26 protein-coding genes and 1 pseudogene are annotated in these 25897 nt (G+C 73.6%); 12 read left to right on the forward strand and 15 right to left on the reverse strand.

Annotation, left to right across the window (positions count from 1 at the left end):
* Positions 1 to 5 precede the first annotated feature (5 nt).
* The 3 genes from ACPC54_RS11165 to ACPC54_RS11175 all read left to right on the forward strand — a co-directional run bounded on the left by ACPC54_RS11165 (position 6) and on the right by ACPC54_RS11175 (position 1630).
* Complete coding sequence (locus ACPC54_RS11165; RefSeq protein ID WP_498963621.1) at positions 6 to 155, forward strand: hypothetical protein; 150 nt, start codon at positions 6 to 8, stop codon at positions 153 to 155.
* 93 nt (positions 156 to 248) lie between these two features.
* The gene (locus ACPC54_RS11170; protein ID WP_498963623.1) at positions 249 to 731 is read left to right on the forward strand and encodes a hypothetical protein; all 483 of its coding nucleotides are present in this window, start codon (positions 249 to 251) and stop codon (positions 729 to 731) included.
* A 14-nt stretch (positions 732 to 745) separates the two neighbouring features.
* Complete coding sequence (locus tag ACPC54_RS11175) at positions 746 to 1630, forward strand: JmjC domain-containing protein (RefSeq protein WP_498963625.1); 885 nt, start codon at positions 746 to 748, stop codon at positions 1628 to 1630.
* A gap of 56 nt (positions 1631 to 1686) precedes the next feature.
* On the opposite strand, the gene ACPC54_RS11180 is transcribed toward ACPC54_RS11175, so the two are convergent.
* A complete protein-coding gene (locus ACPC54_RS11180; RefSeq protein ID WP_498963627.1) occupies positions 1687 to 2340 on the reverse strand; it encodes a hypothetical protein in 654 nt (217 codons plus the stop codon).
* A gap of 189 nt (positions 2341 to 2529) precedes the next feature.
* Between ACPC54_RS11180 and ACPC54_RS11185 the strand changes: the two genes are divergently transcribed.
* Both ACPC54_RS11185 and ACPC54_RS11190 read left to right on the forward strand, forming a co-directional pair.
* On the forward strand, positions 2530 to 3168 hold the full coding sequence (locus ACPC54_RS11185; protein WP_498963629.1) for an ATP-dependent Clp protease proteolytic subunit: 639 nt from the start codon (positions 2530 to 2532) through the stop codon (positions 3166 to 3168).
* 2 nt (positions 3169 to 3170) lie between these two features.
* Positions 3171 to 3773: a ClpP family protease gene (locus ACPC54_RS11190; RefSeq protein ID WP_498963631.1), complete on the forward strand. Its 603-nt coding sequence runs from the start codon at positions 3171 to 3173 to the stop codon at positions 3771 to 3773.
* A gap of 12 nt (positions 3774 to 3785) precedes the next feature.
* Here the strand turns inward: ACPC54_RS11190 and ACPC54_RS11195 are convergent, their stop codons facing one another.
* Positions 3786 to 4223, reverse strand: a complete 438-nt coding sequence (locus ACPC54_RS11195; protein WP_498963633.1) for a helix-turn-helix domain-containing protein — start codon at positions 4221 to 4223, stop codon at positions 3786 to 3788.
* Between the two features lie 144 nt (positions 4224 to 4367).
* On the opposite strand from ACPC54_RS11195, the gene ACPC54_RS11200 reads away from it, so the two are divergent.
* Positions 4368 to 5486, forward strand: coding sequence for an alpha/beta hydrolase (locus tag ACPC54_RS11200; RefSeq protein WP_498963635.1), 1119 nt, complete (start codon positions 4368 to 4370; stop codon positions 5484 to 5486).
* Positions 5487 to 5562: 76 nt separating this feature from the next.
* Here ACPC54_RS11200 and ACPC54_RS11205 read toward each other — a convergent pair whose 3' ends face one another.
* Positions 5563 to 6060, reverse strand: a complete 498-nt coding sequence (locus tag ACPC54_RS11205; RefSeq protein ID WP_498963637.1) for a tautomerase family protein — start codon at positions 6058 to 6060, stop codon at positions 5563 to 5565.
* Between the two features lie 110 nt (positions 6061 to 6170).
* On the opposite strand from ACPC54_RS11205, the gene ACPC54_RS11210 reads away from it, so the two are divergent.
* Complete coding sequence (locus ACPC54_RS11210; RefSeq protein WP_498963639.1) at positions 6171 to 6674, forward strand: winged helix-turn-helix transcriptional regulator; 504 nt, start codon at positions 6171 to 6173, stop codon at positions 6672 to 6674.
* A 15-nt stretch (positions 6675 to 6689) separates the two neighbouring features.
* On the opposite strand, the gene ACPC54_RS11215 is transcribed toward ACPC54_RS11210, so the two are convergent.
* From ACPC54_RS11215 to ACPC54_RS11235, 5 genes and pseudogenes are all read right to left on the reverse strand, one after another.
* Positions 6690 to 7214: a GNAT family N-acetyltransferase gene (locus ACPC54_RS11215; protein ID WP_498963641.1), complete on the reverse strand. Its 525-nt coding sequence runs from the start codon at positions 7212 to 7214 to the stop codon at positions 6690 to 6692.
* Between the two features lie 16 nt (positions 7215 to 7230).
* Positions 7231 to 9909 carry an MXAN_6230/SCO0854 family RING domain-containing protein gene (locus tag ACPC54_RS11220; protein ID WP_498963643.1) on the reverse strand — a complete coding sequence of 893 codons (2679 nt, stop codon included), beginning with the start codon at positions 9907 to 9909 and terminating at the stop codon, positions 7231 to 7233.
* Positions 9910 to 10144: 235 nt separating this feature from the next.
* Positions 10145 to 10666, reverse strand: coding sequence for a P-loop nucleotide/nucleoside kinase family protein (locus ACPC54_RS11225; RefSeq protein WP_498963646.1), 522 nt, complete (start codon positions 10664 to 10666; stop codon positions 10145 to 10147).
* Between the two features lie 55 nt (positions 10667 to 10721).
* Positions 10722 to 11198: a hypothetical protein gene (locus ACPC54_RS11230; protein WP_498963648.1), complete on the reverse strand. Its 477-nt coding sequence runs from the start codon at positions 11196 to 11198 to the stop codon at positions 10722 to 10724.
* Positions 11199 to 11269: 71 nt separating this feature from the next.
* Positions 11270 to 11985 (reverse strand): annotated as a pseudogene (locus ACPC54_RS11235) (chitinase).
* Between the two features lie 236 nt (positions 11986 to 12221).
* Between ACPC54_RS11235 and ACPC54_RS11240 the strand changes: the two are divergent.
* A complete protein-coding gene (locus ACPC54_RS11240) occupies positions 12222 to 14222 on the forward strand; it encodes a hypothetical protein (protein ID WP_498963650.1) in 2001 nt (666 codons plus the stop codon).
* 31 nt (positions 14223 to 14253) lie between these two features.
* Here the strand turns inward: ACPC54_RS11240 and ACPC54_RS11245 are convergent, their stop codons facing one another.
* A complete protein-coding gene (locus ACPC54_RS11245) occupies positions 14254 to 14460 on the reverse strand; it encodes a DUF6011 domain-containing protein (RefSeq protein WP_498963652.1) in 207 nt (68 codons plus the stop codon).
* 11 nt (positions 14461 to 14471) lie between these two features.
* A complete protein-coding gene (locus ACPC54_RS11250) occupies positions 14472 to 14807 on the reverse strand; it encodes a winged helix-turn-helix transcriptional regulator (RefSeq protein WP_498963844.1) in 336 nt (111 codons plus the stop codon).
* A gap of 182 nt (positions 14808 to 14989) precedes the next feature.
* Between ACPC54_RS11250 and ACPC54_RS11255 the strand changes: the two genes are divergently transcribed.
* Both ACPC54_RS11255 and rarD read left to right on the forward strand, forming a co-directional pair.
* Positions 14990 to 15838 carry an SDR family oxidoreductase gene (locus ACPC54_RS11255; RefSeq protein ID WP_498963654.1) on the forward strand — a complete coding sequence of 283 codons (849 nt, stop codon included), beginning with the start codon at positions 14990 to 14992 and terminating at the stop codon, positions 15836 to 15838.
* Between the two features lie 170 nt (positions 15839 to 16008).
* Positions 16009 to 16998: an EamA family transporter RarD gene (gene rarD, locus ACPC54_RS11260; protein ID WP_498963656.1), complete on the forward strand. Its 990-nt coding sequence runs from the start codon at positions 16009 to 16011 to the stop codon at positions 16996 to 16998.
* Here rarD and ACPC54_RS11265 read toward each other — a convergent pair.
* From ACPC54_RS11265 to ACPC54_RS11275, 3 genes are read right to left on the reverse strand one after another with little or no spacing between them, the layout of a single operon-like run.
* Positions 16988 to 17968 (reverse strand): ABC transporter permease, encoded by a 981-nt coding sequence (locus ACPC54_RS11265; protein WP_498963658.1) that lies wholly within the window; start codon positions 17966 to 17968, stop codon positions 16988 to 16990. The two genes, rarD and ACPC54_RS11265, sit on opposite strands and share 11 nt — an antisense overlap.
* Positions 17955 to 19016, reverse strand: a complete 1062-nt coding sequence (locus ACPC54_RS11270) for an ABC transporter ATP-binding protein (RefSeq protein ID WP_498963660.1) — start codon at positions 19014 to 19016, stop codon at positions 17955 to 17957. Before ACPC54_RS11270 ends, ACPC54_RS11265 begins: the two co-directional genes overlap by 14 nt.
* Before the next feature lie 3 nt (positions 19017 to 19019).
* Complete coding sequence (locus ACPC54_RS11275; protein ID WP_498963662.1) at positions 19020 to 20291, reverse strand: LolA family protein; 1272 nt, start codon at positions 20289 to 20291, stop codon at positions 19020 to 19022.
* 182 nt (positions 20292 to 20473) lie between these two features.
* On the opposite strand from ACPC54_RS11275, the gene ACPC54_RS11280 reads away from it, so the two are divergent.
* Together ACPC54_RS11280 and ACPC54_RS11285 are read left to right on the forward strand one after the other, a co-directional pair.
* A complete protein-coding gene (locus tag ACPC54_RS11280) occupies positions 20474 to 23062 on the forward strand; it encodes a bifunctional FO biosynthesis protein CofGH (protein WP_498963664.1) in 2589 nt (862 codons plus the stop codon).
* A 184-nt stretch (positions 23063 to 23246) separates the two neighbouring features.
* Positions 23247 to 24362: an ADP-ribosylglycohydrolase family protein gene (locus tag ACPC54_RS11285; RefSeq protein WP_498963666.1), complete on the forward strand. Its 1116-nt coding sequence runs from the start codon at positions 23247 to 23249 to the stop codon at positions 24360 to 24362.
* A gap of 147 nt (positions 24363 to 24509) precedes the next feature.
* Here ACPC54_RS11285 and ACPC54_RS11290 read toward each other — a convergent pair whose 3' ends face one another.
* The gene (locus ACPC54_RS11290; RefSeq protein ID WP_498963668.1) at positions 24510 to 24719 is read right to left on the reverse strand and encodes a DUF397 domain-containing protein; all 210 of its coding nucleotides are present in this window, start codon (positions 24717 to 24719) and stop codon (positions 24510 to 24512) included.
* Entirely contained in the window at positions 24716 to 25579 is an 864-nt protein-coding gene (locus tag ACPC54_RS11295; protein ID WP_498963670.1) for a helix-turn-helix domain-containing protein, read from the reverse strand. Before ACPC54_RS11295 ends, ACPC54_RS11290 begins: the two co-directional genes overlap by 4 nt.
* Positions 25580 to 25897 lie beyond the last annotated feature (318 nt).

Here is a 25897-nt window from a genome sequence, read left to right on the forward strand (position 1 = left end):
CCTGCGTGAGCCTCGCCGCCATCCCCGGCGCGCACGACGGCTACGTGCTGGCCGACACCAAGCCCGAGGGGGCCGGCCGCGAACTGCGGATGACCGGAGCCGAGTTGGATGCGTTCGCCCTCACCTGGGTGAGCTCCCGGGGACTGTCGGTCTGAAGCCGTAGTCTGACCCACCGCTGAAGCACACGGGGGCGCCTGCTCCAAGGTCTAGTTGGAACAGGCGTCCCCGCGCTCCGTGGAGGATAACCCGTGACATTTTCCGGCCACTTGCACGGTTACGGCCCTTGGACGGGCAGGCCCGACCAGTACCACAGCGAGTACCTGCGCCGACCGACGCCGTTCGACTCGGCTTGGCACGCGATGGTCTCCGGCCTGAAGCACGCCGACCAGGAAGCCCACACGCCGTTCGAGCAGCGGACCGTCCCACCCATGCAAACCGGGCACTACCTCCTGCGCCGCCCGTCGTACCTCGCGGCGCAGACCTGGAAGGACCCCGAATCGGCCGTCGACTGGCTGGTCGAGACCTACCACCGGCATCCCCCCGCCGTCCGGTCGGACTGGGGAGCGGTCGACTGCGGGCTCGGTGCCAAGGCCGACTTCGCCCGCGACGCCCTCGGCCACGGAACCGACGTGGTGTGGGCGCACTACCTCCCCGGCGAACGGATGATCAGCGCCGCCGTGGTCGCGTGCCCCCATCGGTTCCACCCCGACATCCCCTGCCCCCTGTCCTGAACGGAGACGACTGCATGGCGCTTGCCACGTTGGTGGGCCCCGAAGCGGCCGAAGCACTCTTACGCGCCTGCCCCACCGAACCGGCGCTGTACCGGCGGGAGGGTTCCGCGTTGGACGAGCGGATCACGCTCCCGCTCATCGAGACGTACCTGGACCACGGGCTGACCGACCCCGCGCTCACGGCGGCGGTCAAGGACGGCCGCGCCGTCCACCCCGGACGGTTCTCGCGGGACGGCAGGATCCGTCCCGGCCGGCTCCGGGCCCTGTTCGACGACGGGCACACGATCAACTTCCGGCACCTGCAAGGCCGGCTGCCGTACCTGGCCGAGCTGTGCCGCGCGATCCACGCCGAGACCGGATACAGCCTGTTCGTCTCCGGGATCGTCACGCCACCGGGAAGGCAGGGCCTCACCCACCACTGGGACCAGTTCCAGGCGGTGGTCACGCAGATCCACGGCCGCAAGCGGTGGCCGATCTGGCGGCCGGAAGTCCCGGGGCCGGTGGACGAATACCTGGACTCGCCGGACATGTGGACGCCGGAGATGCAGGAGCGGTGGGACAGCACCGAGCCCTGCGCGGAGTTCGAGTTGGGGCCCGGTGACACCCTGGTCCTTCCCCGCGGGTGGGTGCACAGCCCCTACTGCTCGGCAGGCGACCCCGAACCGTCGTTCCACCTGACGTTCGCGCTGCGGGAACGCATGCCGCTCGACCTGGGGCTGGAGCTGGTGCGCACCGCATTGCACGACGAGGAGTTCCGCGTCGGCATCGCCCCGGACCGACTGACGGCCGACCGCCTGCCGTCCACCCTGGACGAGGTGCGAACGGCGCTGGTTCGGTTCCTCACCCTCGCCGATACGGCGGAGCTGTCCGGCGTGATCAGGGCGGCGCTGGTCCCGTAGCGGATGGTCGGGAGGCAGCCCCGTCCGGGTTCGCCCCGGCGGGGCCTGCCCCGACCCTAGAACGCGGTGTTCCCGCCGCAGAGCAGGACGCCGACCTCGTTGCCCTCGGCGTCGAGGCAGGGCAGCAGCTGGTAGCCGTCCGGGTCGACGAAGCAGCCGAGCAGGGCCGGCCGGGCGGAGGCCACGAGCCAGCCCTCGGCGTAGTCGCCGGGCTCGGCGTCGGCGTCGGCGGCGGTGAGCGCCTCCGCCTCGACGCCCGCGTCCGCGAGGGCCTGCTCCAGGTCGGCCGCGCGGTCCCAGTGGCCGTCCTTCACCGGCGGGCGGCGCTTCAGGGCCGCCAGGGCGCGGCCCGCCGCGGGGAGGACGCCGTCCACACCGGTGTCCATGCCGCCGCCGCGCACTACGAGGAAGCCGGAGTCGGTCATCAGGCCCTCGCCCTCCCAGCCCGTCTCCACCGGCAGGGCGTCGCCGAACCGCACCAGGGCGGCGGACACCTCGGGCACCACGTCGGCCCGCTCCTCGCCGTCGAGCAACAGGTAGACCGTGCACGGCCCTTCGCCCACCTCGACGCCGAACGCGTCCTCGCTGAACGGGTCCTCGAACCAGGCCGTCCCCTCGGGGAAGTCCAGCTCGATCCGCCGGTACCGGCCTGGCCCGGCGGGCTGCTCGCCGGCGTCGAGGGCGGGCAGGGCCGCGAAGAGCTCGTCCATGTTCTGGATCTCCGTTTCCTTATCGGTCGTCAGCGCTGCGGAGCGTAGCGCCCCGGTCGGACAGGGCCGGCCGGCGCCTCTGCCGTCGGCGAATCTGCGGCGGGCAGAGAAACCGCCGCCAGGCGTCCGCCGGGGCTGAGAGTGGAGGTCGGCGGCATCCCTGACTCGACGAGACGAGGAGACGACCCGATGACTCCAGCCACCCGACTCCGGCCCCGCGCGGGCGAAGGCGACACGGCGCCCACGCCCTTCGACGACCACCTCGCGGCGCAGTTGCTCGCGCAGCGCATCGTCCTGCTCGGCACTCAGGTCGACGACGTGTCCGCCAACCGCGTCTGCGCGCAGTTGCTCCTGCTCTCGGCGGAGGACCCGCGCACCGACATCTGCCTGTACATCAACAGCCCCGGCGGCTCGGTCAGCGCGGGCCTGGCCGTCTACGACACGATGCGGCTGATCCCCAACGACGTCTCCACCCTGGCGATGGGCTTCGCCGCGAGCATGGGCCAGTTCCTGCTCACCGTGGGGGCGCCCGGCAAGCGGTTGGCGCTGCCGAACGCGCGGATCATGATGCACCAGCCCTCGGCGGGCATCGGCGGCACGGCGGCGGACATCGTGATCCAGGCGGAGAACCTGCAGTTCACCAAGCAGGCGATCGAGCGGATCACCGCCGAGCACACCGGCCAGAGCGAGGAGACGATCGCCCGGGACGGCGACCGGGACCGCTGGTTCACGGCCGAGCAGGCCCGGGAGTACGGGATCGTGGACCGGGTGGTGGAGTCGGTCGCCGACATCCGCCCGGCCTCCTCGCGTCGACGGATGGGGCTGTAGCCATGGGCTCCTACACGGTTCCGTACGTCGTCCAGCGGACGGCGCAGGGCGAGCGGTCGTACGACGTCTTCAGCCGGCTGCTGAACGAGCGGATCATCTTCCTCGGCACGGAGATCGACGACGGCGTCGCCAACGTGGTCATCGCGCAACTGCTGCACCTGGAGTCGGAGAACCCCGAGCGGGAGATCTCGATCTACCTCAACTCGCCCGGCGGATCGTTCACTTCGCTGATGGCCATCTACGACACGATGACCTTCGTGCAGGCGCCGATCTCCACGTTCTGCGTCGGCCAGGCGGCCTCGACGGCGGCGGTGCTGCTGGCGGGCGGCGATCCCGGGCGGCGGTTCGTGCTCCAGCACGCGCGGGTGCTGCTCGGGCAGCCGGCCAGCGGCGGGCGGCAGGGGACGGTCTCCGACCTGAGCCTCGCCGCCAAGGAGATGGTGCGGATCCGCGCGCAGGTGGAGGAGGTGCTGTCCCGGCACACGGGGCACGACGTGGCGACGCTGCGCGCCGACATGGACCGGGACATGGTGCTCACCGCCGAGGAGGCCGTCGCGTACGGGCTCGCCGACGAGGTGCTGAGCCGGCGAGCCCTGTTCGGCTGACTGCGGCCGAGGTCAGGCGACGAGGCAGAGCCCGTCGTAGCGCGCGCTCGGCGCCGTCCGGCCCTGGCCCGCCCGGCGTACGGTCGCGTACCGGGCCAGCTCGTCCTGGGCGAGCGAGAGCAGGTCGCCGAGGCCGAGCCCCAGCGCCCGGGCGGCGGCCGCGAGGACCTCGGAGGAGGCCTCCTTGAGGCCGCGCTCCAGCTCGGACAGGTACGGCATCGAGATCCGGGCCGCCTCCGCGACGTCCTTCAGCGTGCGTTCCTGGGCGAGCCGTTCGCGCCGCAGCGCGTCGCCGACGAGGTCGCGCCACAGGGGTTCCCTCGGCGACGGGGGTGTCGGGGGAACCCCGGCCGGCCGCTGCGGGGCGCGGGTGGTGTGGCCGGACCCGGGCGGCGAGGTCTGCGGCCGCAGGGGGATGACGCGGGCTTCGTTCGGCGCTTGAGTGCTCACCCCTTCAGCCTAGGGATCCGGGGTGCGGGGGGAAGGGGGCGGCGTTCTGCCCTGGGTGAAGTCGTGCCTGGGTGAAGTCGGCCCCGGGCAAAGTCGTCCCTCGGTGAAGCAACCGCACACCCGTTCCCTGACGTTTCCACTGGTGTGAAGCTCACCGGCACCCCGTTCTTCGTCCTCTCGCTCCTCCTCGTCCCGCTCTCGGTCGGCCTCCTGATGTACCTGTGGAACCGGGTGCGCGGGCCGCGGGCCGCGCGCTTCGGGGTGCGGCTGCTCATGGTGGCGTTCGCCCAGTTCACGGCCGTGACGCTGGTGTTCGTGATGGTCAACAACGACAACCAGCTGTACAGCAACTGGGACGACCTGCTGGGTACCGGCAACCACGTGCGCGCCGTGCCCGTCCCGCCCCCGGCGGACGCGACGGCGGCGGCGAACGCGCCCGACCAGCCCAAGGTGGTCCAGCAGTTCACGTCCGTGGACGACGACGCCGTGCCGAAGGACGTGAAGCGGACCGACCTGAAGGGGCGGGTCTCCGGCGTGGACGGCGAGGTGCTGGTCTGGACGCCGCCGCAGTACGACGACCCGGCGTACAAGGACAAGAAGTTCCCGGTGGTCGAGCTGCTCGCGGGCTTCCCGGGCTCGTCGAGCGCCTGGTTCGGCAGCATGAACGTCTCCAAGCAGCTGGCGCCGCTGATGAAGTCCGGGCAGGTCGCGCCGTTCATCCTGGTCGCCCCGCGCGTCGTGCTGCTCGACAAGCACGTCGACACGGGCTGCGCGGACGTGCCCGGCAAGGTCAACGCCGAGACCTGGCTGGCGCGCGACGTGACGCAGATGGTGCTCGACAACTTCCGCGCCGACACCGGCCCGGAGCACTGGGCGGTGGCCGGGTACTCGGCGGGCGCGCACTGCGCCGTACGGCTCGCGGTGGCGCACCCGAACCGGTACCACGCGGCCGTCGGCATGTCCGGCTACAACGACCCGATGGGCGAGCCGGACTCGCTGACCGCCAAGGACCCGCACCTGCGCGAGGTGTCCAACCCGCTGCACATGCTGCAGCAGGCGCAGACGCCGCCGAACGTCGCGCTGTACGTGACGGGGAAGAAGGGCGACGGCTTGGAGGACGCGGCGGCGCTGCAGAAGGCGGCGAAGGCGCCGACCACCGTCACCCCGGTCGAGGTCAACGGGCCGCACCTGACGTCGACGTGGGAGCCGCTGGTGCCGTCCGTGTTCACCTGGCTCACCCAGACGGTCGGCAAGGCCGGCTGAGCGGGCGCCCGGAGGGCCGGCACGGGGAGTGCCGGCCCTCCGGGCGTAAGGCAGGGCAGTCCTCGGACGGGCGCCGCTACGGCAAGGTGGCGTGCTCGGCCCGGCTGGCGGCGAGGCGCTGCGTCGCCAGCGTGCGGGCCCGCGCCGGGTCGTTCCCGGTGATGCGGGCGAGGATCGCCGCGAGCGGCCTGATCCGCCCGGCGCTGCCCCAGTGGCCCTCGGGGATCTCGGTGGGGAACACCCAGACCCGGCCGGGGTCGCGCGGCCAGGCGCCCTCCTCGGCGTCCAGGATCGCCTCGGTGACGTCGGCGATGACGCCGGCCCGGGTCTTCTCGGGGAGCTGCCCCTCGGGGACGGAGGGGACGACCCGGTAGCGGGGGGCGTCGGCGGGTTCGCCGCCCACGTAGACGGCGGCGGGCCGGTGGAGGAACAGCCAGGACACGGACCGGACGGTCGGGTCGGCGGGGTCGAAGCCCTCGTGGCGGATCAGGATCTCGGTGATCCGGTCGAGCAGCGCGGCCTCGGCCTCGGGCCGGAGGGCACCGTCCGGGATGTGCACGTCGAGCATCGGCATGGCGGGGTCTCCCAACTGACTTTCGTTTCGCAACTCAGGTCGGGCAGAGCCTGCCCTTGCTGAGTTGCAATTGTCAACCCAGGGGTGCCGGGCCGGGTATCATCGGGTGCATGGCAGACCACACGGACAGGCGGGAGCTGCGCCGGATCGACCCCTCGAACTGCTCGGCGGCGCGCGCCCTGTCCGTGGTCGGCGAGCGCTGGTCGCTGCTGATCGTGCGCGAGGCCGTCGACGGCGTCAGCCGGTTCGGCGACTTCCGGAAGCGGCTGGGGATCGCCAGCAACCTGCTCTCCAACCGGCTCGACAGCCTCGTGACGGCGGGCGTCCTGCAGCGCGTCCCCTATCAGGAGGCCGGCGACCGCCAGCGCTTCGAGTACCGGCTCACCGACAAGGGCCGGGACCTGCGCCCGACCCTGATGGCCCTGCTGGCCTGGGGCGACAAGTACCTCACGGACGAACAGGGTCCGCCGGTCGTCGTCCGGCACCGGGGCGCGGACGAGGAGCACGGCTGCGACGAGCCGGTCTCGCTCGTCCTGGAGTGCGCGGCCGGGCACACCCATCTGCCGTCCGACGAGGTCTACCGGGCGCCGGGGCCGGGCGCCCGCTTCCTCTGACCAGCCGGTGTCCCGCTACGCGGCGGCCGGCCGCTCGTAGCGGCTCAGCCAGACCGGCGGCGCCTCGCCCCAGCGGCCCTGGGCGTCGCCCCGGTACGCGAAGCCCTGCCTCTCGTAGTACGCCCTCAGCGCCGGGTTGTGCGCGACGCAGTCCAGGCGCAGGACGCCGACCCCGTGCTGCCGGGCCTGCTCCCCGGCCCAGTCGAGGATGAGGCCGCCCAGGCCCTTCGCCAGTCGGCGCACGGCGAGCCGGTGCACGTAGACGGCCTCGCCGCCGACGTCCGACCACAGGGCGTCCGCCCGGTCCAGGGTGACCGTCCCGGAGACCTTGCCTCCGACGGTCACCAGCCAGGTGTGGCCGCGCTCGATCCCCTCGGCCACCCACGCGGGGTCGAAGCGGGGCGGCCACTGGTCGGTGATGCCGCGTGCGTGCAGCCAGCCGCCCGCCTCGTCGAGGACGCTCAGCACCTCGTCGATCCGCTCGCCGGTCGCGGGCAGGAACGCCACCGGGTCGCCCGCCCACTCGATCGCACTGCCCATCGGTCCCTGCCGTTCCCTACCGCTGCTTCGGCGTGAAAGCCGATACCAGATCCCCCGCCGTCCAGCGTTCCAGTTCCTCGCCCGCCGCGTCCACCGGCCCCGGGTAGAGCCGGTACAGCGTGCCGGCCACCTTCTCCGGCGCCGGGACGTCCCCGTTCACCAGGGCGACGAAGGCCCGGCGTCCTTGGAGCACATCGGTGAGGGAACCGGTGGCGGTGTCGTCCGGGTCGCGCAGCGCCCGCAGGCGGGCCGCGAACTCCTCGACGCTCTCCGCCTCGCCGCGCCGCCAGCGCCGTGCACCAGCGGCGCCCCGCACGACCACCTCGTCCGTGCGGGCCGCCGCCCGGGCGCAGGCGAGGTCCCACAGGGTGGCCCGGTTCTCGGGGGAGAAGTGGGCGAGCACGTCCCGGCTGAGCGCGCCGACCTCGGCCTGGTGCCGGTGGACGTTGTGGAAGCCGCCGTCCGCGCCGGTGTTGAGGTCCGTCCAGGTGTAGCGGCGGTCCGCCAGGTCGACGATCATCGGCACCGCCACCTGGGCGTCCCCCTGCAGGTCGAGCCGCTGGCGCACCGCCCTCGGGTGGTAGTGCCGGCCGCCGGCGGGCGTCGCGCCGAGGTCCAGGAATCCGGCGAACGCCTCGGTCAGCTCCTCGAAGGGGACGTCGTTGTAGCTGAAGACGATCACCACGGCGTACCGGGCGCCGCCCCGCTCCAGGCGGTCGAGGTCCAGGTCGACGAACTCCGTCGCCCCGTCCGGCGGCGGCGCCGTCGTGAAGTCCCCCGAGTGGACGGCCGCGCGCTCGCCGTGCACCAGGTTGGTGTAGTCGCACAGCCCGTGGAAGTTCCACCGTGCGTCGTACAGCGCGACCGACAGGTCGAGGTCCACCCGCAGGTGCTCCGGCTGCATCCAGTGCACGAACAGCCGCAGCCGGTCCCCGGGCGGCAGCGGCTGCCGGCTTCCGCGCGGCACCGACACCAGGGTCTTGGCCGCCGCCCGCTCGGCGAACGGCGCGACCAGGTCCACCAGGCCCTCGTCCAGCAGCGCCAGCTCGTACCGCTCGCCGCCCGCGGCGGCGCGGCGCAGCAGCTCGGACTCGATCAACGCGCAGACGGGGGCGCTGAGTCCGGCGGGCACGACGGTGCCGTGGTCCTCCTTGGCGTGCGCCAGCGAGACCGTGCCGCGCGGGAAGTACAGCCGCCGCTCGCCCGCCGTCCGGGCCCCGCGCAGCCGTCCGTACGCGCCGAGCAGCGGGCCCGGGGCGACCCGGGCCAGCGCGGCGGCGACCGTCTCCGGCAGGCCGTCCGGGAGCGGGGCGCCCGGCGCGGTGGTCGCGTGCACCCGCAGGACGTGGTGCAGCCGGCGCACCAGCTCGCCCGGGCGCGCGGCCAGTACGCGCACCGCGCCCGCCGCGTCCCCGGCGGCGAGCGCCGTCTCCACCCGCCCGGCGAAGCCCGTGAAGCCCAGCCGGGTGTGCTCGCCGGCCTCGACCACCCGCAGCGGCGCGGGCGGCTCGGCGAACTCCCGGCCCACCTCGTGGGTGCGCAGGTCCGTCTCGCGCAGCAGCACGAACGCGGCCGTCACCTTGGGGAACCGCTGCCGGTGCTCGTACGGGTGCAGTAGCTCGCCCGCGCGCAGCCAGGCCGAACGGTGGCGGCGCAGGTCCTCGAACAGGGCGGCCTGCGGCAGGCCCTCCAGGATCTCCAGCAGGCCCCGGCGCAGCGGCCGGGGGAGGTTCAGCAGCCGCAGCCGGCGGGCGGTGGCGGGCAGCAGGTCGGGCTCGGCGCCGGACCACGACCACAGCAGCCGCAGCACGTCGGTGGCCGTGTCGATCCGCTCGGCGAGGACGGGCAGGGCGCCCGCGCCGTCGCGCCGCAGCAGGGCGGCGAGCACGGCGGCCTTGGTCTCGCGCAGCGGGATCTGCTCGGGCAGCCGCTGCGACAGGTCGGCGGGGGCGTGCGCGAGCAGGGTGGCCAGGTCGTCCCGGTCCTGCGGGGAGAGCGGGGTGCGGCGGGCCAGCAGTCGGTGGAACTCGGCCATGGCGGCGGCCAGTCGGGTCGCCGAGACGAGGCGCAGCGGGCGCAGGGCCTGGTCGAAGCCGGACGCCTCGGCGGCCTTGCGGCCGGCCGAACTGTCCTCGCCGAGGTACGTGCCGGCGCTCAGGCCGGTGCCGCACAGCGGGCACCGGGTGCCCCGGCCCTCGGCCTCCAGGCCGTCCAGGCAGGGCGCGCACAGCAGGTGCGCGCAGGGGGCGAGCGCGCCGATCCCGGCCTCGGTGCTGCGCCGGCCGCAGTGCGCGCAGGTCTGGCGGGGCTGGTTGAGCAGGAGTGCCCGGATCCGGCGGCTGTAGAAGACGTGCGCGTGGTCCGGTACGGCGTCGGGGAAGCGGCGGAACAGGGGCTGGTGCTCGCGGTCCGCGCCGAGCAGGTGGTCGATCCGGGTGAGCAGCCCGTCGCCCAGTTCGGCCAGCCCGGTGGGCGACAACCGGGCCAGTGCGGAGCGGAGTTGGGTCGTCAGCAGGTAGCCGCGCCCCACCAGGTCGGCGTCCAGGGCGACCAGGCCCCGGGCACTCCACGGGTCGGCGGCGGGCAGCAGCTCCTCGGGGTCGACGGCGACGACGCCGCGCCGGCGGAGGAGGAACGAACCGAGATCGAGATCGACGCGGACGTCGAAGGGAGGAGCCGTGATGGCTCGGGGCATGCGGTGAGATCCCCCCACGGAGGCGTAAACGAGAAACAGGCGGAGAGGGGACGCGCTACGGGTTTTCAGAGGAAGGTGAGAAGGAAGCGCGTCGCGGAGCCGCCTGTTCGGCCACCATAACCGAGGCGTTCGCGACTGCCCACCGATTTATTTCGGGATCTGTGTCGTCGGATCCCCGGGGCCGGTACGGCACCGGAAGTCGGCCCGGCCGACTTCTCATGCGTGGGGGCGACCCTCAGGTGAAGGAGGGCCAGCGGGTGGCGGCCCAGGTGTGCCAGGTGGGCCAGCCGGGTGGGGGTGGGCCGGGATCGCTGCCGTCGAGTTCGGTGGGGTCGGGCTCCTCGAAGCCGGCGCGGCCGAGCCGGATCTCGGCTTCGGTCATCGGGAGGGTCTGGTCGGGGGTGGTGGCCCAGCGGTGGGCGATGCGGGCGGTCTGGGTCTCGTGGTCGACCGGGAGGTAGACCACGTGGCAGGCGGCCCCGGCGGAGGCGGAGAGCGAGCGGATCGCCGAGCGCTCGTCGCGGGACCAGCAGCCGAAGTCGACCACCACGTCCGCTCCCGCCCGCAGGGCCTCCAGGCCGAGCGTGAGCAGCCGGCCTTCGAGGATGTCGCGCTTGCCGTCCACCTCCGCGCCGAACAGCGGGATCACCCACTCGTCGGGGGTGAGGCGGATCGCCCGCCGCTCGGCGGCGATGCGGCGGGCTCTGGTGGTCTTTCCGGCGCCGGGGAGGCCGATCATCAGGAACAGCTCGGGCATGCTCGGATGGTGGCAGCCGGAGCGGGCCCGGGGCGAGCGGTTTTGCCGAGGCGGGCTACAGGCAGATCCAGCAGTACAGCCGCTCGCCCGCCGCTCGGGCGCGGCGGGCGAGAGCGGTGAACTCCTGGGCGAGGGGGAGCAGGTCGGACGGGTGGGCGCCGTACAGCTCCTCCGCGCGAGCCCACTCCTCGACGGCCGCCGCCAGCCGAGGTCCGGTGGCGGCGGCGAGGGTGTCGCGGGTGGCGGCGTCGAGTTCGGTGACCCAGGGGCCGGTCGACCACGGGTCGTCGTCGTCCGGGCGGCTGTCCGGTCCGGGGGGCGGGGTGGTCGGCCAGATCGGCTGGTCCGCCACCAGGTCGACCCGCCAGGGCTCCTGCCGGAGGGCCGCGACGAGCCGGCCCAGGACGACGCCCGGGTCGATGCCCTTGGCCTCCACGCCGTCGAAGACCGGTCGCCCGCCCTCGGTGAGTTCCAACTCCCGCACCACGGCGGCCGCGTCGGGCGCCCGGAAGTAGTCGGTCAGTACACCCATCGCCGCAACCCGCTTCGCTCGTTCCGCTGTCGTGCGCCATCAGAGCAGACGGCACCGACAACCAGGCCGTGTCAGCAGGAGATGTTGCCGCCGCCGACGTCGGTGCCCAGGGCGCCCACGAACCGCTTGTAGAGGTTGATCCGGTCGTTGCGCTCGTCCGGGTTCTTGCCGTCGCACTCCAGCGCGCCGTTGATGCTGCGGATGGTCTCGCCGAAGCCCTTGTTCTTGACCATGGCGTCGTGCGGGGTCATCCGGCCGGCGCCGTTCTGGGTGTCCCAGAACCAGAGGCCGGTCTTCCAGGCGGTGGCCGGGTTCTTCTCGACCTGGTACGGGTCGTGCAGCAGGTCGATGTGCAGGGCGTCGCCGGCGGCCTTGTAGTTGAAGTTCCAGCTGAGCTGCAGCGGGCCGCGCCCGTAGTAGGCGCTCCGGCCGGCCGGGCAGCCGTAGGGCTGTGAAGCGTCGCAGTAGTGCGGGTAGTTGGCGGTGTTCTGTTCGACGACGTAGCGCAGCCGCCGGTCTCGTGGCTGACGTTGGCGAGGAAGGCGGCGGCCTCGCGCTTGCGGGTGGCCGCGTCGCCGGTGGTGGTGAAGGCGGGGTAGGCGCCGAGGGCGTCGGTGAGGCCCTTGTACGTGTAGAAGGAGTTCCGGTTCGGGAACATCGTGTTGAACTGGGCCTCGCTGACCACGAAGGAGCCGGCGGCGGCAGCGGGGGCGGTCTGGCCGGTCAGGGCGAGGGTGCTCAGGACGCCGGTCGCGGCGATCGCGGCGAGGGTGCGGGAGAGCTTCATCGGTTCTCCGTCGACAGGGGGAACGGGAAGTGGAACGCGACGGTGATTCGGAGGCGAACCACCGTCGCCATCGTCTCGGGAAGGCGCCGGAACCTGGATCGGATGCGATTTAAACCACTCGTAAGAGTTGTATCCAGTAGGGAAGTTGAGACGGCCGCCGGGGTGATCATCCGCCTGTCGTATGTGCGAGATAGCCTCGTCCGCGCACGAGCGACACCACTGACGGGGGACGGGCCATGGGACGCGCCGAGGACGAGGACGACCGGAAGCTGGCGGCGGAGGGCGAGGTCGCGGTCGCCCGGCTGGCGATCGACTCCGGCGAACTCGACCACGCCGCCGAGCACCTCGCCGACGCCATCGTCGCCGACCCGCAGCTGCCCGAACTGCACGAGGCGCTGGCCGAGTTGTGCGCGGCGGCGGGCGGCCCGGCGGCGGCCCGCGAGCTGTTCCCGCTGGAGGGCCAGGTGTTCCTGGGCGTCGTCGTCTGCCGGGCCCACGTGGAGGCCGCGGCCGGGGGCTGGGACAGCGCGGTGAGCCTGCTCGCCTCGGCGATCCAGTACGAGCCGGCCCGCCCCTGGGCGCACACCGCCTGGCTCGCCCGCGAGGACCTGCCCGCCCTGGTCGACCCGGACACCGTCGCCCAGGCGGTGGCCCGCACCGCCGGCCCGCTACCGGACCCGCTGCCCGCCGAACTCGCCGACTCCGTACGCCCCTTCGAGGCGTTCGTGCGGGCCGTGGTGGCCCGGCACGACGACCACCCGCTGCTGCTGGCGATGGCCTCGGGCCTGACCCGCCGCCTCGGCGCCACCACCCGCGCCGTCGAACTCGCCGAGCGGGCGCACCGCCTGGCCCCCGGCTACCTGTCCTCCGTGATGCTCGGCAACGCGCTGCGCTCGGACGGCCGCCCCGAGCCGGCGCTCGCCGTCTGGGAGGCGGAGCTCGACCGCACCCCGCCCGAGCAGGACGACTCCAGCAGCTACCTGGCCGTCGACGTCGCCGAACTGTACGGCGCCCTCGGCCGCGCCGCCGAAGGCCTGCCCTGGCTGGACCGGGTGCTCGCCGCCGAACCCGACCACCCCAAGGCCGGCCCGGCCCGGTACGCGCTGCGCCACGCCGTCGACGGCGACCCGGCACACCTGCTCGGCCTCGCCGACCACCACCGCGCCCACCCCGACCACGAGTACGCCCAGGAGCTGCTGGAGCGGCTCAGCCACCGGGAGCCCTGGCTCGGCATGGTGCCCGGCGCCACCGAGGCGACCGTCAACGTGCTGCGCCAGGTGCTCGCCGACGAGGGCACCACCCGCGACAGCGAGATCGACTGCACCGTCTCCGCCCTGGAGCCGCCCAGCTCGCTGCTGGCGCTCCACCTCGCGCTGCCGCGCTCCACCGTCACGTACCAGCAGGTCGGCGAGCCCGACCTCCGGCTGCCGCTGACCGAGCCGACCACCCGGATCTGGGCCTGGGACGGCACCGAGCCGCGCCCGGCCGTCGCCGCACCGGCACCGGAGAGCGCCGAACTCGTCCGCGCCACCGCCGAGATCGTCTGGCCGACCGTCCCCGCCGCCTACGACCACGCCGTCCGGCTGGCCGGGCTGGCGCCGGCGGAACTGCTCGCCGTCCTCGTCCACCCGCCGATGCCGCGCGAGGACGACCTCGGCCGCGCCCTGCTCGCCCGCCAGCCCGAGATCTGGGTGCGCGCCGTCCAGTCCTTCGCCTGCCTCGGCCTCGCCCACCACCGCACCGACCAGCCGTGGCCGGACTCCGAGCGCCGCCGGCTGCTGCGCGACCTGCTGCTCGGGCCCGAGGACTGGGTGGTCGAGGCGGCCGGCTTCGCCCTGCTCGCGATCGGCTGGACGGACCCGGACGCCCGCCCCGACATCGCCGACCTGCTCCAGCAGCGGCTGGTCCACATCGCGGAGACGCAGTGGACCCGGGTGGTGACGATCCAGCGCTCGTTCGCCCAGCTGGTCCTGGCCGCGCCCTGGCTGGGGCCGGACGCCCTCACCCTGGCCCGCGAACTGGTGCTGCGCACCGAGCGCAGGAGCGCCGAGCGCAAGGACGGGGCGGCCACGCCGCCGCCGGCCGGGACGGCGCCCGTGCTCGCTCCCGCGAGCGAGTCCGAGCCCGAGTCCGAGCCCGCAAGCGAGTCCGAGCCCGCGAGCGAGTCCGAGCCCGGGGCGACCGAGCGGTCGAAGCCCCGCCCGGGCCTGCTGCGCCGCCTCTTCGGGAAGGGCTGAGGAAGGGGCCGAGGAAGGGGCTGAGCGGCCCTCAGCCCATCCCCGGCAGCGGCTCCTGGTCGACGTCGTACCGGGCGACCCGCTCGGCCGGGTCCCGGCACTCCGGCCCGAGCCGCAGGATGCGCGACTCCGGGTCGTGCAGCGGCCGGTGGCAGCGCCGGCAGGTCACCCGGTGGCGTACGGCCTGCTCGGTGTCGGTGCCGGGGATCGGTTCGGGACCGGCCGTGGGATCGCTCATGGGGACAGACCCTAGACGGCCCGGGCGTCGTACTCCTCGCGTGCGTCGGCGACCGCGCACATCCGGGACTCCACCCAGTGCGCGAGTGCCGAGACGTGCGCGGCCGCCTCCCGTCCGAGTGGGGTCAGGCTGTAGTCGACGCGGGGCGGGATCACCGGGTGGGCCTCGCGCAGCACGAAGCCGTCCCGTTCCAGGGTCTGGAGGGTCTGCGCGAGCATCTTCTCGCTGACCCCCGAGACCCGCCGCCGCAGTTCGCTGAACCGGTAGCCGCGCTCGTGCAGCGCGCCGAGCACGAGGACGCCCCAGCGGCTGGTGACGTGCTCCAGCACGCCCCGGGAGGGGCACATCCGGTCGAAGACGTTCGCCGGCGGCAGTGCGCCGATCTCGGTGCCGGCCCCGGTGTTCACCTCGTTGCTTACCTTCACATCAGTACCCTACTTCGAAGTGCGTACTTTCGAAAGGTTAGTGCCGTCCTTAGGGTGAGTTCCGAGGTCGGGGACACCTGAAGGACACCAGAAGGAGCACTGCCATGTACGTCGTCACCGGAGCCACCGGCCAGCTCGGCCGTCTCGTCGTCGAGGGGCTGCTTTCACGGGTCCCCGCGGGTGAGGTGGCGGTCGCCGTCCGCTCGGCCGAGAAGGCGGCGGACCTGGCCGCGCGCGGGGTGGCCGTCCGCGTGGTCGACTACGACCGGCCGGAGTCGCTGGCCGGCGCCTTCGCCGCCGGGGACCGGGTGCTGCTGATCTCGGGCAACGAGGTCGGCAGTCGGATCCCGCAGCACCGGGCCGTGATCGAGGCGGCGACGGCGGCCGGGGTGGCGCTGCTCGCCTACACCAGCATCCTGGGCGCGGCGACGTTCCGGCTGGCCGACGAGCACAAGGCGACGGAGGAGCTGGTCCTGGCCTCCGGGCTGCCGTACGTGCTGCTGCGCAACGGCTGGTACGCGGAGAACTACCTGGGCGACGCGGTCGGGACGGTCGAGCGCGGCGTGGTGCTCGGCAGCGCGGGCGACGGCCGGGTGGCCGCCGCCCCGCGCCGGGACTACGCGGACGCCGCCGTCGCGGCCCTGGTCGGCGCGGGCCACGAGAACACGGTGTACGAGCTGAGCGGCGACACCGCGTGGAGCCTGGGCGAGCTGGCGGCGGAGCTGGCCGCGGCCTCCGGCCGTCCGGTCGGGCACCGGGACGTCGCCCCGGCCGAGCAGCTGGCCGCGCTGGTCGGCGCGGGCCTGCCGGAGGGCTTCGCCGAGGTGCTGGTGGACGTGGACGCGGGCATCGCGCGCGGCGAGCTGGCCGGCACCCCGGGCGACCTGGCCCGGCTGATCGGCCGCCCGACCGTGCCGCTGGCGGAGTCCGTCCGCGAGGCCCTCGGCGCCTGAACGGGCGGGTGACGGATGCCTCACGCAACCGTCTGACCTCGGGAAACGCCCGGACCTGTCCAGCATTCAAGCAATGTCATGACCAAACTCCGGAAACGGAGATGACAGCCTGCCCTCCCGCCCGCTACCGTCGCCCTTCGACACACGCGCGCGCGGGAGGGCACTCGGCCATGCCACAGACGACCCAGCAGGACAGCGGCCGAGGCCTCTGGAACGGCATCGCGGCCTACGGCATGTGGGGGCTCTTCCCGCTGTTCTGGCCGCTGCTGGAGCCCGGCGCCGCCGACGACATCCTGGCCAACCGGATGGTCTGGTCGCTGGTCGCGGTCGTCCTGATGCTGGTCGCCCAGCGGCACTGGGGCTGGATACGCCCGCTGCTGCGCCAGCCCCGCCGGCTCGCCATGCTGGCCGGCGCGGCCGCCGTGATCTCGGTCAACTGGGGCGTCTACATCTGGGCCGTCAACGCCGGGCACGTGGTGGAGACCAGCCTCGGCTACTTCATCAACCCGCTGGTCACCATCGCCTTCGGCGTCCTGGTGCTCAAGGAGCGGCTGCGCGGCGCCCAGTGGACGGCGGTCGGCATCGGCGCCGCCGCCGTCGCGGTGCTGGCCGTCGCGTACGGGCAGCTGCCCTGGATCGCGCTGACCCTGGCCTTCTCCTTCGCCACCTACGGGCTGCTGAAGAAGCAGGTCGGGCTGAGCGGGCTGGAGAGCCTGGCGGCGGAGAGCGCCTTCATGTTCCCCTTCGCCCTCGGCTACCTGGTCTACCTGGAGGTCACCGGGCACGGCACCTTCGGGCACACCGTCCCCGGCTCGTACGGCTGGGGGCACTCGGCGCTGCTGATGCTCAGCGGCGTGATCACGGCCGTCCCGCTGCTGTGCTTCGGCGCGGCGGCGGTGAAGGTGCCGCTGACCACCCTCGGGCTGCTGCAGTACCTGGCGCCGGTGTTCCAGTTCCTGTGCGGCGTCCTGGTGTTCCACGAGTCGATGCCGCCCGCGCGCTGGGCCGGCTTCGCCCTGGTGTGGGCCGCGCTGGCGGTGCTCACCTGGGACGCGCTGCGCCAGGTGCGGGCCGACCGGGCCGGCCGGGCCGCCGCCGCGGCGGCCCGACCCGTGCTGCCGGTCGAGGCCGAAGCGGCGGAGGCCGCCGTCACGCGCTGATGTCCCGGCTGGTGAACCGGGCCCAGGCGGCCGAACCGAACACGGCGACGTAGGCGGCCTGCAGCCCGAGGTCCTTCAGGATGCCGTCCCAGTACATCGGCGCCCGCAGCAGGTCGCCGAAGCTCATCCAGTAGTGCGGGAACAGGAACGGCCGGATCGCGTCCAGCTGCGGGAAGCTGTCCAGGATCTGCACGGTGACCACCAGGCTCACGGTGGCGGCCATCGCCGCGATGCCGCTGCCGGTGAGCGTCGAGACGAACAGCCCGATCGCCACCAGCCCGCTCAGCGAGAGCGCCACCACGCCGGCCACCAGCGCCGCCCGCGGCAGCGCGTCGACCAGGCCGATGGTGTCCCCGGAGATCAGCGTGACGTCGCCGAGCGGGAACAGCACCGCCCCGGCGGCCAGCGCGGACAGCGTGACGACCACGGTGGCGGCCAGGCAGAACACCAGGCCGGCGGTGAACTTGGCGGCCAGCAGCCTGGTCCGCCCGGCCGGGGCGACCAGCAGGTAGCGCAGCGTCCCGGCGGCGGACTCGCCCGCCACCGCGTCCCCGGCGACCACCCCGACCGTCATCGGCAGGAAGATCGGCAGCGCCACGGCCAGTGCGGTGAAGATCAGGAAGACGCCGTTCTGGGTGGTCTGCGCGATGAAGCTCGGGCCGCGGCCGTCGTGCGCGCTGTCCGTGTTGAGCTTGACCACCACACCGATCAGGACCGGCAGCACCGCCAGGATGCCGAGCAGCACCTGGGTGCGCAGCCGGCGGAACACCAGGTGCAGCTCGTTGCGGAACAGCGCGAGGGACCCGGCGGCGGTCGGTGCCCGCCGGCCGCCCGTACCGTGCGGCCGCACCCCGGCCCGCGCCGTTTCGTCCCGCGACGCCTCGTTCCGCGCCGCCTCGTCCCGCGCCGTCCCGTCCAGCGCCACCTCAGCCCGCGTCACCTCGTCCCGCGTCACCTCAGCCCGCGACATCGAAGCCCTCCCCGGTCAGCGCCACGAAGGCGTCCTCCAACGTGCCCCGCTCCAGCCCGAACCCGTGCACCCGGACGCCGGCCTCCACCAGCGCCGCGCACAGCCCGGGCAGCACCTCCTCGCCGAGGCCGCCCAACTCGCCGCTCACCCGGTCGTCCTCGACCGCCGGCCCGGCGGCCAGGTGGGCGGTCAGCACCTCGGCGGCCTTCGCCGTGTCGGGGGTGCGGACGACCAGTCGGCCCTGCGCCCGGGCGGCCAGCTCGGCGACGGTGCCCTGCACCACCAGCCGGCCCCGGGACATCACCGCGGCGTGGCTGCAGACCTGCTCGATCTCGTCCAGCAGGTGCGAGGAGAGGAACACCGTGGTGCCCTCGGCCGCGACCTCCCGCACCAGCGTCCGGATCTCCCGCATGCCCTGTGGGTCCAGCCCGTTGGTGGGCTCGTCCAGCACCAGCAGCTCGCGCGGCTGCAGCAGTGCGGAGGCCAGGCCGAGACGCTGCTTCATGCCGAGCGAGTAGGCGCGGGCCTTCTTGCCGGCCGCCGCGCTCAGGCCGACCCGCTCCAGCGCGGTGTCGACCCGCTGCCGGCGGGTGCGCGGGTCGGCGGTGGGGTCGGCGGCGTCGAAGCGGACCAGGTTGTCCCGGCCGGTCAGGAAGCCGTAGAGGGCCGGGCCCTCGATCAGCGCGCCGACCCGGGGCAGCACGGTGCCGACGGACTGCGGCATCGACTCGCCGAGCACGCTGGCCGTGCCGGAGGTGGGGGCGATCAGGCCCATCAGCATCCGGATGGTGGTGGTCTTGCCGGAGCCGTTGGGGCCGAGGAAGCCGAAGACGCTGCCGCGCGGCACCGCCAGGTCCAGCCCGTCGACGGCGAGTTGGCCGCCGTGGAAGCGCTTGGTCAGGCCGTGGGTCCGGATCACGTCGTCGGTGCGGGCGGCCCGGGAAAGGGGAGCGGAGGGAGGAGCGGAAGGAGCGGGGGCCGGGCGCGACGCGGCGGCCCGGCCCCCGGCCGACTCCGTAACGTCCCCCGTTACGGGAGTCTCGGTCATCCGTCAGTTCACCCCGGCGGCGTGCTGGAGGACCGGCAGGGTCACCGCGCCGGCGAAGACCCGGCCGTCGTCGGTGAGCAGCACGTTGACCACCTTGGTGCTGACCAGGGTGCCGCCGTCGACCGGCTTGCCGAGCGACTTGGCCAGGGCCTGCGGGTTGAAGGGCTTGGCCTGGTGCTTGCCGTTGCCCTTGCCGTTGTCCTTGCCCTCGCCCTGCGGCGCCGGCACGTTGCCGGGCAGCTGCGTGGTGACGACCGCCGTCCAGCCCTCGCCGATGACGTTCATGCCGTCGTGCTTGGTCGCGTCGTGCTTGGCCCCGGCACCCTTGGCCCCGTCGTGCTCGGCGGTGCCGCCGGGCGCGGCGGCCTGCGGGTGCGCCCCGGCCGCGTGCTCGGTGACCTTGGCGCCCTTGGGCACGGCGAAGTCGAAGGTCTTGGCGTCCGGCTTGGCGAAGGACACCTCGGTGAAGTGCACGTCCAGCACGGTGGATCCGCCGGTGGACTTCACCACGACGGCGAGCGGCACCCCGTTGTCGGCGGCGACGGAGATCCGCACCTCGCTCAGCGTCGAGCCGGACTGGGCGGGCTTGACGCTCAGCTGGTAGGCGTCGTGCCCGGCGACCCGGGCCGTGCCGGCGACGCTGACCGTGGTGGTGCCGGCGCTCGCGGACAGGAACTGCTTGGCGGCCTCCTGCGGGGTGGTGGGCGCGCCGGTGAGCGGGGCGGCCGGGGCCTTCGGGTGCTCGCCGGGCCGTCCGGTGGTGTGCACGGCGCTGTTGGTGGCGCTGTCCCAGGCCCAGGCCTGGTCGCCGTTGTGGACGACGGTGTAGCCCGCCGAGTTCTCCAGCAGTTCGACCCGCTGGCGGTCCGGACCGTCCACCGCGACCCGGACGGTGCGGTCGCCGCCGAGCAGGTCGAGCAGCTTGGCCTGCGGGTCCGCCGAGGCGGACGAGCCCCCGCCGTGCCCGCCCGCGGCGCCGATCCCGCCGGCCGCGCCGAGCAGCGCGGTGGGCAGCCCGAGGTCGGTGGCGACGGAGACCGTGCCGGACAGCGCCTGGGTGTCGGAGCCGAGCGCCTTGGCCACCACCTGCTCGGCCGTCAGCGAGGGCAGGTCGGGCGGGGAGTCGGCGGCCAGGGCCGGCACCAGCCCGATCCCGGTGGCGATCGCCGCGGCCACCGCCACCGGCACCCCGGCCCGGACCAGCATGCGGCGCCGCGAGCGGTACGGCGTGCCGCCGTCCTCGGGGCCTGCCGCCGACGCTGTGTCGTTCGTCATGGCGTACTCAACTCCTCTGTGGGCATGAGCGATTGACTGTGCCACTCCATTAGATGCCGGGGCCGATGGGGCGTCATCGCCCTGCGGGGCCAGATCGGGGTGAGCCTGGTGGCTCACCCGACCCTGAGACGGCTCAGGGTTGGCTGGTCCTCCGGTACGACCCCTGGCGTAGGTTTGGCGCCATGGACGGAACCTCCGTGGACGCAAGCAACCCCCCGACCGCGAACGCGATGCGGCGCGCCCTGCGCCGTGCCCGGGACGGCGTCGCGCTCGACCTGAGCGAGGCCGCCGTGCTGCTCCAGGCCAGAGACGAGGACCTGCGCGACCTCTGCGCGAGCGCCGCCCGGGTGCGCGACGCCGGTCTCGAAGCGGCCGGCCGGCCCGGGGTCATCACCTACTCCAAGAGCGTCTTCATCCCGCTCACCCGGCTCTGCCGCGACAAGTGCCACTACTGCACCTTCGCCACCGTGCCGGGCAAGCTGCGCCGCGACGGCCACGGGCTGTTCATGTCCCCCGACGAGGTGCTGGAGGTGGCCCGGCGCGGGGCCGAACTCGGCTGCAAGGAAGCCCTGATCACGCTCGGCGACAAGCCCGAGGACCGCTGGCCCGAGGCCCGCGAGTGGCTGGACGCGCACGGCTACGACGACACCGTCGCCTACGTGCGCGCCATGTCGATCCGCATCCTGGAGGAGACCGGACTGCTGCCGCACCTCAACCCCGGGGTGCTGAGCTGGACGGACTTCCAGCGGCTCAAGCCCGTCTCCGCCTCGATGGGCATGATGCTGGAGACCACCGCGACCCGGCTCTGGAGCGAGCCCGGCGGCCCGCACTTCGGCTCTCCGGACAAGGAACCGGCCGTCCGGCTGCGGGTGTTGGAGGACGCGGGCCGCAGCTCCGTCCCGTTCACCAGCGGCCTGCTGATCGGCATCGGCGAGACGTACCAGGAGCGCGCCGAGTCGCTGTTCGCGCTGCGCAGGGTCTCCCGCGCCTACCACGGCGTCCAGGAGCTGATCCTGCAGAACTTCCGCGCCAAGCCGGACACGGCGATGCGCGGCATGCCGGACGCCGAACTCGACGAGCTGGTCGCCACGGTGGCCGTCGCCCGGCACCTGCTCGGCCCCACCGCCTGCCTGCAGGCGCCGCCGAACCTGGTGGACGGCGAGTACGAGCGGCTGATCGCGGCCGGTATCGACGACTGGGGCGGCGTCTCCCCGCTCACCCCCGACCACGTCAACCCCGAGCGCCCCTGGCCGCAGATCGACCGGCTGGCCGAGCGCTCCGCCGCGGCCGGCTTCGAGCTGCGCGAACGCCTCGCCGTCTACCCCGAGTACGTGCTGCGCGGCGAGCCCTGGCTGGACCCGCGGGTGCTGCCGCACGTCCGCGCCCTGGCCGACCCGGCCACCGGCCTGGCGAACCCGGACGCCCCCGTCCGCGGCCTGCCCTGGCAGGAGCCCGAGGACCTGCCGGAGTCGTACGGGCGAACCGACCTGCACGCGACCATCGACACCGAGGGCCGCACCGGCGACCGCCGGGCCGACTTCGAGGACGTGTACGGCGACTGGGAGGTGCTGCGCGAGCAGGTGCTCGCCAAGGGCGCCCCCGAGCGGCTGGCCGGGGACCTGCGCGAGGCCCTGGCGACGGCCGCCGACGACCCGACCGCGCTCACCGACGACCAGGCGCTGGCCCTGTTCCACGCCGACGGCCCGGCCCTGGACGCCCTGTGCCGGATCGCCGACGACGTGCGCCGCGACACCGTCGGCGAGGTCGTCACCTACTGCGTCACCCGGAACATCAACTTCACCAACGTCTGCTACACCGGCTGCCGGTTCTGCGCGTTCGCCCAGCGCCGCACCGACGCCGACGCCTACACCCTCTCCCTGGAGCAGGTCGCCGACCGGGCCGCGCAGGCCTGGGAGGTGGGCGCCACCGAGGTCTGCATGCAGGGCGGCATCCACCCCGACCTGCCCGGCACCGCCTACTTCGACATCGCCCGCGCGGTGAAGGAGCGGGTGCCCGGCATCCACGTGCACGCCTTCTCCCCGATGGAGGTGGTCAACGGCGCGACCAGGACGGGCCTGTCGATCCGCGACTGGCTGCAGCGGGCCAAGGAGTCCGGCCTGGACACCATCCCCGGCACCGCCGCCGAGATCCTGGACGACGAGGTCCGCTGGGTGCTCACCAAGGGCAAGCTGCCCGCCGCCACCTGGGTCGAGGTCGTCAGCACCGCGCACGAGCTGGGCATCCGCTCCTCCTCCACGATGATGTACGGGCACGTGGACACCCCGGCGCACTGGCTCGGGCACCTGCGGCTGCTCGCCGAAATCCAGCAACGCACCGGTGGCTTCACGGAGTTCGTCACCCTGCCCTTCGTGCACACCAACGCGCCGGTCTACCTGGCCGGCATCGCCCGGCCCGGCCCGACCGCCCGGGACAACCGCGCGGTGGTCGCGATGGCCCGGCTGCTGCTGCACCCGCACATCCCCAACATCCAGACCAGCTGGGTCAAGCTGGGCGCCGAGGGCGCCGCCGAGATGCTGCGCTCGGGCGCCAACGACCTCGGCGGCACGCTGATGGAGGAGACCATCTCGCGGATGGCCGGCTCCGCGTACGGCAGCTACAAGTCGGTGCGCGACCTGCAGGCGATCGCCGGGGCGGCGGGCCGCCCGCACCGGCAGCGCACCACCACCTACGGCGAGGTGCCGGCCGAGCGGCAGGCCGCCGCGCTCGCCTCGGACGGGCACCTGCCGGAGCTGCTGCCCGTCCTGGACTGACCCCCGCCCCCGGCCGCCGCCCCGTGCGGCGGCCGGGACCGGGTGCCGGGGACACCTTCGAATCGCTCGGGCCTTCGAATACAGTGCCAGGGCGCGTGCCGCGGTCGTGCGGCGCGCCGCCCAGCATCGCCGTCGTACGCCGTCGTACGCCGCCCCCGACCCCGACGAAAGGCGCCCCGTCGTGATGCCACTGTGGTCACGCGCCCAGCAGCAGGACTTCCGCAGCCGGGTGCGGGGCTGTCTGCTCGGCGGTGCCATCGGCGACGCGCTCGGCGCCTGCGTCGAGTTCGAGCCGCTGGAGGACATCCTCGACCGGCACGGGCCGCAGGGCGTCACCGGCTACGTCCCCGCCTACGGGCGCACCGGCGCGGTGACGGACGACACCCAGCTCACCCTGTTCACGGTCGACGGCCTCATCCGCGCCCACATCCGGCGCGACACCGGCAGCTGGCACCCGCCCACCGATCTCCACCTGGCCTACCTGCGGTGGGCCGCCACCCAGCGCGACTGGGGCCCGGACGAGCGCCGCCCCGACCTCGGCTGGCTCGGCCGCGAGGAATGGCTGTACGCCCGGCGCGCCCCCGGGCAGGGCTGCCTGTCCGGCCTCACCGGCGCGGAGGGCGAGCGGCTCGGCACCCTGGAGCACCCCAAGAACCCGCACTCCAAGGCCTGCGGCACGGTGGTGCGGGCGGCGCCGTTCGGGCTGCTCACCACCTGGGAGCCGGGCCTGGTGTTCCAGCTCGCGGTGGAGTGCGCGGTGCTCACCCACGGCCACCCCACCGGCTACCTCGCGGCGGGCGCGTTCGCGGTGATCGTCCAGGCGGTGGCCCGCGGCGGCACCCTGGAGGAGGGCGTCCACCTCGCGCTGGCGCTGCTCTCCGAGCGGCAGGCGCACGAGGAGACCACGGCCGCGCTGCGGGCCGCGCTGGACGCGGTGCGGGCCGGCGAGCCCTCCGCCGACCGGGTCGAGGCGCTGGGCGAGGGCTGGGTCGCCGAGGAGGCGCTGGCGATCGCGGTCTACTGCGCGCTGGTCGCCCACGACGTGCGCTCCGGCCTGCTGCTCGCGGTCAACCACTCCGGGGACAGCGACTCCACCGGCGCGATCTGCGGCAGCCTGCTCGGGGTGCTGCACGGCGACACCGCGCTGCCGCCGGGCCTGGTCGCCGGGCTGGAGGGGCGCGCCGCGATCCTCGAACTCGCCGACGACCTGGTGCTGGAGCTGGTGCACGGCGGCGAACTGCACGACCGGCGGAGCCCGGAGGGGGCGGTCTGGGCCGGCCGCTACCCGGTGGTGGGCTGAGCCGCCGGGACCTGCCCGGCCCCGGGACCTGCCCGGCTCCCGGACCTGCCCGGCCCCGGGACGGCGGTTGCCCGCAGTAGGGCCCGCCGCCGGGGGAGACGGCGGGCCCCACTGCGGGCAACTCCCGTACGGGAAAAGCCGGTCGGGTCAGGCGGCGGCGAACAGGCCGGTCGCCGCCGCCGCGGCGAACGCGCGCCAGGCGTCGGCGGAGAACCGCAGCTGCGGGCCCTCAGGGTCCTTCGAGTCGCGTACCGCGACCGCCCCCGCGGTCGGACCGGCGATCTCCACACAGGCGCCTTGGCCGCCGCTGTGACTGCTCTTGCGCCAGCGGGTGCCGTGCTCGGGGGAAGTGCTCATCGGTGGTATTCCTCTTCAATCTGGGCTATCAGCGTCCGGCTCTCCGCGACTCCGAGCGCCGCCGCCCTCAGGTAGTCGTAGAGACCGGTATAACGACGCACGTCCGCCTCTTTCTCAAGGTAGAGATCGCTCGTCACACCTTCGAAGTAGACGACCGTGGAATCGGCTGACTCGGGGAACTCCAGCAGGGAGAATGTCCCGGTCATACCGGGGTGGGCGCCGTGCGAGAACGGGATCACCTGGATGGTGATGTTCTTGCGCTGGCTCAGCTCCAGCATGTGCTTCAGCTGCTGGGCCATCACCTCGCGGCTGCCGACCTCGCGGCGCAGCACGGCCTCGTCGATCACCGTCCACAGGCTGCCGAGCTGGTTCTCGCCGTTGACGCGCTCCTGGCGCTTCATCCGGACCTGCACCCGGCGCTGGACGGCGAACGCGTCGGTGTCCGGCTGGGTGCCCTCGACGACGGCGTGCGCGTACTGCTCGGTCTGCAGCAGGCCGGGGACGAAGGAGGACTCGTACGCCCGGATCGACGAGGCCTCGGCCTCCAGCCCGATGTAGACGCTGTAGGGGGTCGGCATGTCGTTGAAGTCGTGCCACCAGCCGCGCTGGCGCGACTCCTTGGCCATGTCCATCAGGCTGGTGCGCATCTGCTCGTCGGTCACGTTGTACACGTCGCAGAGGTCGCGGACGTCCCGCTGGCTGATGCTGCGGCGGCCGTTCTCCAGCCGGCTGATCTTCGACTGGGAGACCATCAGCCGCCCGGCGACCTCCTCAGCCGTCATCCCGAGGCCCTCGCGCAGCCTGCGCAGCTCCGAACCGAGGCGCCGGCGGCGCACGGTGGGATTGATGTTCGCGGACACGTCGACCTCCGGCCGTACCTCTGGTGAACGTGGGAACGGCAGTCCTCGGAACACTTCGGACATTGGGACCAACCCCCCTGACTCGGAGCAGCATGTCACCTTGGGCCAGGTCGGCGCCGGGGAATCTCGGCAGCGCGGTAGGACGAATCGTCGGAAAAGCGCTTCCGTGAGACAGCGGGTGCTCCCAGGTGGTAATGCGGCTCGGTGGCATCGGACCAGTGTTGCTACCTGCATGCTCTACCCCGGCGGCGGCGCGCTTGCCCCTGGCACGTGCGCGGGTCTGCGGGCCGACGGATCCCGGGACCGGCCGGGACGGCC

It is taken from the genome of Kitasatospora sp. NPDC094028, from assembly GCF_049543595.1.
Lineage (GTDB): Bacteria > Actinomycetota > Actinomycetes > Streptomycetales > Streptomycetaceae > Kitasatospora.

Excerpts from the sequence above, each read along its gene's own strand:
- ACPC54_RS11175 (WP_498963625.1), top strand. The coding sequence starts at position 746 with ATGGCGCTTGCCACGTTGGTGGGCCCCGAAGCGGCCGAAGCACTCTTA.
- ACPC54_RS11180 (WP_498963627.1), bottom strand. The coding sequence starts at position 2,340 with ATGGACGAGCTCTTCGCGGCCCTGCCCGCCCTCGACGCCGGCGAGCAG.
- ACPC54_RS11185 (WP_498963629.1), top strand. The coding sequence starts at position 2,530 with ATGACTCCAGCCACCCGACTCCGGCCCCGCGCGGGCGAAGGCGACACG.
- ACPC54_RS11190 (WP_498963631.1), top strand. The coding sequence starts at position 3,171 with ATGGGCTCCTACACGGTTCCGTACGTCGTCCAGCGGACGGCGCAGGGC.
- ACPC54_RS11205 (WP_498963637.1), bottom strand. The coding sequence starts at position 6,060 with ATGCCGATGCTCGACGTGCACATCCCGGACGGTGCCCTCCGGCCCGAG.
- ACPC54_RS11210 (WP_498963639.1), top strand. The coding sequence starts at position 6,171 with ATGGCAGACCACACGGACAGGCGGGAGCTGCGCCGGATCGACCCCTCG.
- ACPC54_RS11215 (WP_498963641.1), bottom strand. The coding sequence starts at position 7,214 with ATGGGCAGTGCGATCGAGTGGGCGGGCGACCCGGTGGCGTTCCTGCCC.
- ACPC54_RS11220 (WP_498963643.1), bottom strand. The coding sequence starts at position 9,909 with ATGCCCCGAGCCATCACGGCTCCTCCCTTCGACGTCCGCGTCGATCTC.
- ACPC54_RS11225 (WP_498963646.1), bottom strand. The coding sequence starts at position 10,666 with ATGCCCGAGCTGTTCCTGATGATCGGCCTCCCCGGCGCCGGAAAGACC.
- ACPC54_RS11230 (WP_498963648.1), bottom strand. The coding sequence starts at position 11,198 with ATGGGTGTACTGACCGACTACTTCCGGGCGCCCGACGCGGCCGCCGTG.
- ACPC54_RS11240 (WP_498963650.1), top strand. The coding sequence starts at position 12,222 with ATGGGACGCGCCGAGGACGAGGACGACCGGAAGCTGGCGGCGGAGGGC.
- ACPC54_RS11245 (WP_498963652.1), bottom strand. The coding sequence starts at position 14,460 with ATGAGCGATCCCACGGCCGGTCCCGAACCGATCCCCGGCACCGACACC.
- ACPC54_RS11250 (WP_498963844.1), bottom strand. The coding sequence starts at position 14,807 with ATGTGCCCCTCCCGGGGCGTGCTGGAGCACGTCACCAGCCGCTGGGGC.
- ACPC54_RS11255 (WP_498963654.1), top strand. The coding sequence starts at position 14,990 with ATGTACGTCGTCACCGGAGCCACCGGCCAGCTCGGCCGTCTCGTCGTC.
- rarD (WP_498963656.1), top strand. The coding sequence starts at position 16,009 with ATGCCACAGACGACCCAGCAGGACAGCGGCCGAGGCCTCTGGAACGGC.
- ACPC54_RS11265 (WP_498963658.1), bottom strand. The coding sequence starts at position 17,968 with ATGTCGCGGGCTGAGGTGACGCGGGACGAGGTGACGCGGGCTGAGGTG.
- ACPC54_RS11270 (WP_498963660.1), bottom strand. The coding sequence starts at position 19,016 with ATGACCGAGACTCCCGTAACGGGGGACGTTACGGAGTCGGCCGGGGGC.
- ACPC54_RS11275 (WP_498963662.1), bottom strand. The coding sequence starts at position 20,291 with ATGACGAACGACACAGCGTCGGCGGCAGGCCCCGAGGACGGCGGCACG.
- ACPC54_RS11280 (WP_498963664.1), top strand. The coding sequence starts at position 20,474 with ATGGACGGAACCTCCGTGGACGCAAGCAACCCCCCGACCGCGAACGCG.
- ACPC54_RS11285 (WP_498963666.1), top strand. The coding sequence starts at position 23,247 with ATGCCACTGTGGTCACGCGCCCAGCAGCAGGACTTCCGCAGCCGGGTG.
- ACPC54_RS11290 (WP_498963668.1), bottom strand. The coding sequence starts at position 24,719 with ATGAGCACTTCCCCCGAGCACGGCACCCGCTGGCGCAAGAGCAGTCAC.